This is a genomic window from uncultured Algibacter sp. (assembly GCF_963976535.1).
Taxonomy (GTDB): Bacteria; Bacteroidota; Bacteroidia; order Flavobacteriales; family Flavobacteriaceae; genus Algibacter_B.
Genome location: NZ_CAXBLF010000093.1, coordinates 1 through 7,745, shown reverse-complemented (window position 1 = coordinate 7,745; position 7,745 = coordinate 1). Strand labels below are relative to the sequence as shown.

Genomic DNA, 7,745 nt, shown 5'->3' with positions numbered 1-7,745 from the left:
GTTTTAAATAAAGAAAATCGCCTAAAAATTACTTTTTAGACGACCTCTTTTACGTTATTAAAATGGCTAGGCTTTGGAAAATGCTTTTTTAAAATGATCAAAAGCTTCGGAAATTTCATTTTGAAAATGCTCTAGTTTTGTTTCTTCTTTTTGCTTTCCATACTTGCCTTTAAACCTATCAATAAAGGAATTGAAATCATTTTTTCCTTTTTCAAAAGTGTCTTTTGCTTCTCTTTTGTCTTTACTATACTTTTGTTCTAAAATCTCTAACTGAATTTTAAATTGTTCTATTTCAATTAGTGTTAAGGCATACATTCTATTTAAAGTGTCATTAGTTTTTATTTTAACTTCAATATCATGTATTATTAAAAGTAATTGCTTTTTTTGTTTTTTAAATAGCTCTTTTGTCTCAGCTTTTCCTAAAGCCAATTGTACACGTAACTCATCAAACTTTGTATTAAGTTCTTCTATTTTTTCTTTAACACCTTTTATTTTAAACTCGCTATCGTGTATAAATAGATTGAATTTCTTTTTTACGTCTTCATACTTATCTTGAGCTTCTGCTTTTCCTAAAGCGGCTTTTACTTGAAACTCCTCTAACTCTATTGCAGATTTTCTAAGGGCTCCTATAACTTTATCCACAAATTGAATGTCCTGAGTATTTTTCATGATTATTAAGTTTTATGATTACATTTAAATATATGCTTAAAGCTTAAAACACTAAATGATGACTATCAGTTTTCAAAAGTTTTTATCAAGAAATTATTGTTATGTACTAATTCTTTTATGGTTGCATCATATCCAATTTTAAATATATCATCAAGATGCTTTCTATCAAAAGTGCCATAATTGTTTAATTCTTTTGGAGAAATAACCAAATCACAATCATTAAATTTTTCTTGGTCGTCTTTCACCGATTTTAATTTAAACGCCCGTTCTATAACGTTATGCGAATGTTTTAAATTATTAATCTTTATGGTGTCAAAACCATTAACATAAACCCCAATAATTTTATCGCAGGTTGTTTTTAATAATTCAACTGGAAAATTATTTAAAGTACCACCATCAATATAATATGAATCATTAATTTTTACTGGTGCAAATATTCCAGGCATTGCTGCGGAAGCTAAAATGGGTCTAATCAATTCTCCTTTATCAAAAATTTCTAAATTTCCATTTAGAATATTGGTAGCGGTTATACTTAAATCTTTCTTAAGAAAAGGAAAATCATCGTTTATTATGTAATTTTTAAATTCTGGATAAAACTTTTCAGCATCTATAAAACCAGGTTTATTCAGAGCGTATTTTTTAATATCTAATATTTGAACGCTTTTAAAAAACTTCAAAATATCTTCCCACTTATAGCCATACGCATAAAGGGCTCCTACTATAGCGCCCGCACTTGTGCCCGCAATATGAGTGGGATATAAGTTGTGTTCTTCTAAAGCTTTTATAGCTCCGATATGAGCAGCACCTCGCATACCACCACCTGATAATACTAATCCTAAATTCATTTGTTAAATAATAATATTGAAAAAATAGCTTTAATTGATTGACTTTCCAATGATATGCATCAGTTGGTATATGATTTTAATCATTTTATATGTGATATTGATGTTATAAATTTAAATAATATAATAATTACTTTATGCTTAAATCAACCATAATAAAAGTATTTTTTATCGAAATTGGTGAACTCGCATACTTTGCGCGTCGGTTTTTTAAAGAATTATTTAAGAAACCTTTCGAGTTTAAAGAGTTATTAAGGCAATGTTATAGCATAGGAAATAAGTCCTTGTTGTTAGTGGGAGTTACAGGTTTTATTATAGGCCTAGTAATAACCCTGCAAACGCGTCCTACATTAGAGGAGTTTGGTGCCGAATCTTGGATGCCTTCCATGGTGAGCATATCTATTATTAGAGAAATTGGACCTGTTATAATAGCATTAACGTTTGCAGGACGCATAGCCTCTGGAATAGGTGCAGAATTAGGGTCTATGCGAGTTACCGAGCAAATTGATGCCATGGAAGTTTCGGGCACAAATCCATTTAAATATTTAGTAGTTACAAGAATTTTAGCAGCAACACTGATGTTGCCCATACTGGTTATTTTAGGAGATGCGATTGCACTTTATGGTTCTTTTATTATTGAGAACACAAAAGGAGAAGTATCATTTCAATTATTCTTTAACAAAGTATTTAATGCCTTGGAGTTTGGAGATATTATTCCTGCAACTATTAAAACATATTTCTTCGGATTTGCTATTGGGCTTGTTGGATGCTTTAAAGGCTATTACTGCGAAAAAGGAACTGTAGGAGTGGGTTTAGCAGCAAATTCCGCTGTGGTATTTTCGTCGATGCTACTTTTTATAATTGACTTTATTGCTGTATTTGTAACCGATATATTTTTTGAAATTTAAAAGATGAGTCAAACACAAAACATACCAGAAAAACCAGAAACGCTAATCTCTAAAAAGTTAATGCTTGAAATTAAAGATTTAAGAAAGGCATTTGGCAATAATCATGTTTTAAACGGATTTAATTTAGAACTTTTTGAAGGCGAAAACCTTGTGATAATGGGTAAATCGGGTTCAGGAAAATCGGTAATGATAAAATGTTTAGTCGGTTTAATGCAGCCAGATTCTGGCAGTATTAAAGTTATGGGTAAAGATATTACCATTCTAAATCGTTTAGATTTAGATGAATTGCGTACCGAAATAGGTTTTTTATTTCAAGGAAGTGCCTTATATGATTCTATGACGGTAAGAGAGAATTTAGAATTCCCGTTGAGACGGCACAAACACAAATTTGGTAATATTACCGATACTACTCAATTAGTTACTGAAGCCCTAGAAAGTGTTGGATTGGTTGATGCTATAGATTTAATGCCTGTAGAACTTTCTGGTGGTATGCAAAGGCGTGTAGCATTGGCCAGAACATTAATACTTAAACCTAAGATCATTTTATACGACGAACCCACTAGCGGCTTGGACCCTATAACTGCTAAAGAAATTATAGAGCTTATGAGGCGTATTCAACATCAATACAAAACATCATCACTCATAATAACACATGATGTTGATTGTGCACGTGTGGTTTCTGAACGAATGATTTTATTAATAGATGGTATTAATTATGCCGAGGGTGCTTTTTCTGAATTAAGGGCATCAAAAGATGATAAAGTGAAAGCATTTTTTAAATAAAAAAAAGTAATCATGCAAAAAACAACAAACGAAAAACTTAAATTAGGCATTTTTGTAATTATAGGATTACTCATTTTTATAGTGGCTATTTATTTTATCGGTCAGCGTCAAAATATATTTGCTAAAACCTTTTCAATAAGCACCAATTTTAATAATGTTAATGGATTAATAAATGGTAACAATGTACGTTATTCTGGTATTAATGTTGGCACAGTTAAGTCCATAACTATAATAAACGATTCTACAATAAATGTAGTTATGTTGATAGAGGAAAAAATGATAAATCATATTAAAAAGGATGCTATTGCAACTATAGGAACAGATGGATTGGTAGGAAATATGATTGTAAATATTATTCCTGGAGATGGAATTAATGGCCCTATTTCATCTGGAGATGTTATCAAGTCATATACCAAAATTGGAACTTCAGATATGTTAAATACCTTAAGTGTTACCAATGAAAATGCAGCTTTATTAACCGCTAAATTATTAAAAATTGCTGATGCTATGGCAGATAGTAAAGGTACATTTGGAATGCTTATAAACGACACTATGGTGTCTAGCAATCTTAAACAAACAGTAAAACAGTTAAGAATTACGAGTATTGAAGCATCAAAATCGATGAAAGAATTAAACAGTATTATTTCTTCGATTAACTTTAATAAAAGTATTGCTGGTACTTTATTGAATGATTCTTTGCAATCTCAAAAAATGAAAAACATTATTACTAATTTGGAAAATTCCAGCACAGAAATAAAAGATGTTATTACTAATATGAATGCAACTATTACCAATGTGAAAGAAGGCGAGGGTGCCTTAAATTACCTTTCAAATGATGCTGAATTTGTTAATAGTCTAAAAGAAACTATTAAAAATATTAATGAAGGTACAGATAAATTCAACCAAAATATGGAAGCTTTAAAGCATAATTTTTTAACGCGGAGTTATTTTAGAAAATTAGAACGACAGGAGAAAAAGGAAGATAGAAAACAAAAAGATTAAACAGGTTATTAGTAGTTATTACTTTAATTAAGTACAAAATTAAGTACAAAATTAATTGTCGAAAATTTCTAAAAGAACATTGCTGTTTTTCCTTTTAGATCCTCCTTTACCACGATTATAAACAGTTACTTTTCTATTATATTTATCAATTATCATTTGTGCTTTAAAAAAGCATAAGGTAGATTCTGCTCCCTGATTAATATTTACATGTGTGTCTTCTAAACCATCATAGGAAGCTCCGTTTTTAGGATTATACATGAGTTGATTAAGATGATTATTGCCTAAAAACCAGCTAAAGGCAATTTCAAGTTGATTCTTATACCTCGTTTTACCGGTTATTCTATAAAATAAATCCAGAGCAATAATAGTGGTAACTATTTCTATGGGTTGTTCTCCATAAAACACGCGTTCATTTTTTTTCTTAAACCATCCTTTGTTTGAAATTACTTTTATTTGGCCCTTCATAAAATATTGCGATAATAAAAAATCAAAAGTAATTTCTGCTATTTTTTTAAAATCGTCATTTTTTGTTATCAGGTAACTGTACATCATGGCTTCTGGCAATATATTATTGGCATAAGACATATAGTCTTCATACCAATACCACCCCTGTTCATAGTTTACTTTGTAATGTTGCAAAAGCTTATTGGCCAAACTTTCTACTTTACTTTTCACTAATACATCAGGGTGAGTTGCGTAATAATGGCACAGACCTTTAATAGTATATGCTATGGCTCTAGGAGAAGTAATTTCATCTACTCTATCTATAATTTTATGCCAACATGTTTTAGCACGTTTAATGAAACCTGAAGGCAGTAAATCTTGATGACCAATTACGTAGCCTAAACTCCAAATGGCTCTACCGTTGGCATCTTCTAGATTAGTGTTGTAATTTTTATTTGTTAGTTGGAGTTTATAATTCTTATAATTATCAAACCAACCGTTTTCTCTTTGTATATTTTCTATAAAGCCTAAATAAATATCAGCATAGTTAAGCACACTTTTTTTTCGATATAAATTATAGTGCATAACTATATTTATTAAAGCTCTGGCATTATCATCTAAAGTATAACCAGAATTTATGTCTGGTTCGCTAAAATTGGAAAATTGTAGTATTCCGTCACTGGTAGTTAATTTTTTAATATGATCGAGTTTAATTGGGGGTAAATTAAATCTTAAGTCTTCTATGCGTTCCGTTAGTTTTCCAAAAAGCAATCCGTATTGAATGGCTACATTTTCCCAAGATGTAAATCGAATGTTTGCAAAAGCATTTTTAGCCATGTTAACACGCTTATTTTTATTTTCTATGAGATCTAATATTTTTTGTTTAAGTTCATTACTATCCCCAATGTTTTCCAACAATACGCCATTTCCGTTTTTCAAAGTTTCAACCGCATGAGCTATGGGATTTGAAATTACAGCACAACCACAACTCAACGCATACACTAATGTGCCACTAACAGCTTGGTTAGGGTCTTTGGACGTGAATAAGTAGATATCAGACAATGTTAAATATTCAAGTAATAGCTTTAATTTCAAATATTTATTAATGAAGATTACATGATCCTGTAGTTTAAGTTTTTTTGTAATTTCCAATAGTTGATTCCTATAAACTTCACCCTCTCTTTTTATGATTTCAGGATGTGTTTTTCCAATAACCAAATAAATCACATTAGGGTGTTTTTTTACAATATCTTTTAAAGCATATAAAGCGGTTTCTATATTTTTATTTTCACTAAGTAGGCCAAAGGTTGATAACACAATTTTATCGTGGTATTCATACTTAAGTTTTAATGCGTTTTTTTGTTCCCAAAGCACAATATGAATACCATGTGGTATGACTCGAACTTTGTGTTGTGAACATTTATAGTGTTCTACAAGTAATTTTTTTGATTTGTTAGTAAGCGCGATGAGTCTATCTGAAAGTGTTTCGATGGTTTGAATAACTTTTATTCTCTTTTCATCTGGGTTTGGTAATACGGTATGAAAAACTGTTATAACTGGCTTATTCAATGCTAGCAAGAATGCCAATAAGTAATCTCCCAGTACGCCACCATACAAACCAAATTCGTGTTGTACACAAACTAAACCAATATCATTTCTTTCATTTATTTTTTCAGCAATCAAACGATAATTTTCAAGAATTGAGGTAAATAATACATAGGATACTTCTTGCCCGTAAGGTAGAGCAGGTTCTTCATTTTGTAATGCACATACTTCTATGGGTAGTGTGCTCCCAAACATATTCCCGATGGCATTAACAGTATCATTAGAAAAAGTTGCTATACCACATTTTCTTGGTGGATAAGACCCAACAATTAACATTTTCATTCCTCTTTCTAAAAATTTCATAGTATCCTATTCTAGGGTTGCTTTCTTAATTCTCGTAATAACTTATTTAAACTCATTTTTACAACACCCGTGTACATATCGGCCGAACCATAGTACACATATAAATCATCTCCAAATAAGGCATGCCCAGTAGGAAAAACGACATTATCAACAATGCCATGTTTTTCCCATTTTTTTGTTGGAGAAAATAAAGGATATGGCAGCCTTGATATTTCAATTTCTGGTTTATCGATATGCAATAATGCTGCTTTGGCGTGGTAGGTTCGCCCTTTTGTTGTTTCTTGAACACCGTGATAAATTAACAACCAACCATATTCAGTTTCAATTGGTGGCCCGCCAGCACCAATATAATTAACTTCAAAAATGCCCTTAGGATCCAAAACAATATAATCTGTTAAATTCTTAATATAATCCTCCCAAAAACTTTTTGTTAAATCTTTCCAATCATCAAAATATACTATTTGAATCCCAGGCCAAATGCGGTGTAACATTGCAAATTTCCCGTTTATTTTTCTGGGAAATAATACAACATCTTTATCTCTTAAAAGTCTGTGTTTTTCATCGACTAATCCAATTTCGGCAAAAAGACGAAAGTAATGGTGGTATTTTGGGTTTAATCCTTTTTTATCACAACACTTCACTAATTTTTCATATTCATTATAATTTAGCTGTGGCGTTATTATACCATGCTTTTCAAAGTTTACCAAATCCTTTGAAGTTGCTAATGCCCCTAAGGTGTTAATACCATCATAAGCCGTATAAACTATGTAGTAAGTATCATCAATTTTTGTGATTCTTGCATCCTCAACACCGTGTTTTTCATAATCTAATTCACGTGTTATAATGGGGTAGTTATAGCGCTCTTTTATTTGGTATGGCCCTTCTGTTTTTGCATATCCTATGGTAGAAAAATTACCATGCTGGACTGCTCTGTATAGTATATGCACAGTATCACCCTCTTGATAAATACCTGGATTGAAGACACCGTCATTTTCGAATTCATTTTCTGTTGGACCTAAAAGAATTCCATATTTTTCTAATCCTTTCATCTGTTTATTTATTTTTAAATCTGTTTCCTTGATATTCTAAAATCAGCTTAAAAATACATTAGATGAAGGTTATGGCAAATGATATCAATCAGTTAGGTTAATATTAATTACTTTTTTGATTTTGATAACTTATTCAATAT

At 30.8% G+C, this 7,745-nt stretch carries 7 protein-coding genes; 3 read left to right on the top strand and 4 right to left on the bottom strand.

Translation table 11 applies throughout. From position 1 onward, the window contains the following. Nucleotides 1-66 precede the first annotated feature (66 nt). Together AAC024_RS15300 and AAC024_RS15295 are read right to left on the bottom strand one after the other, a co-directional pair. A complete protein-coding gene (locus AAC024_RS15300; RefSeq protein ID WP_339896362.1) occupies nucleotides 67-669 on the bottom strand; it encodes a hypothetical protein in 603 nt (200 codons plus the stop codon). A gap of 65 nt (nucleotides 670-734) precedes the next feature. After that, nucleotides 735-1,514 carry a patatin-like phospholipase family protein gene (locus AAC024_RS15295; protein WP_339896361.1) on the bottom strand — a complete coding sequence of 260 codons (780 nt, stop codon included), beginning with the start codon at nucleotides 1,512-1,514 and terminating at the stop codon, nucleotides 735-737. A 134-nt stretch (nucleotides 1,515-1,648) separates the two neighbouring features. Between AAC024_RS15295 and AAC024_RS15290 the strand changes: the two genes are divergently transcribed. The 3 genes from AAC024_RS15290 to AAC024_RS15280 are packed head-to-tail and all read left to right on the top strand — an operon-like array spanning nucleotide 1,649 to nucleotide 4,204. Beyond that, on the top strand, nucleotides 1,649-2,419 hold the full coding sequence (locus tag AAC024_RS15290) for an ABC transporter permease (protein WP_339896360.1): 771 nt from the start codon (nucleotides 1,649-1,651) through the stop codon (nucleotides 2,417-2,419). 3 nt (nucleotides 2,420-2,422) lie between these two features. Further along, the gene (locus AAC024_RS15285; protein WP_339896359.1) at nucleotides 2,423-3,202 is read left to right on the top strand and encodes an ATP-binding cassette domain-containing protein; all 780 of its coding nucleotides are present in this window, start codon (nucleotides 2,423-2,425) and stop codon (nucleotides 3,200-3,202) included. Between the two features lie 12 nt (nucleotides 3,203-3,214). After that, nucleotides 3,215-4,204, top strand: a complete 990-nt coding sequence (locus AAC024_RS15280; protein ID WP_339896358.1) for an MlaD family protein — start codon at nucleotides 3,215-3,217, stop codon at nucleotides 4,202-4,204. 51 nt (nucleotides 4,205-4,255) lie between these two features. Here AAC024_RS15280 and AAC024_RS15275 read toward each other — a convergent pair whose 3' ends face one another. Continuing rightward, nucleotides 4,256-6,556 (bottom strand): glycosyltransferase, encoded by a 2,301-nt coding sequence (locus AAC024_RS15275; protein ID WP_339896357.1) that lies wholly within the window; start codon nucleotides 6,554-6,556, stop codon nucleotides 4,256-4,258. Nucleotides 6,557-6,567: 11 nt separating this feature from the next. Continuing rightward, entirely contained in the window at nucleotides 6,568-7,605 is a 1,038-nt protein-coding gene (locus tag AAC024_RS15270; RefSeq protein WP_339896356.1) for a pesticidal protein Cry7Aa, read from the bottom strand. Nucleotides 7,606-7,745 lie beyond the last annotated feature (140 nt).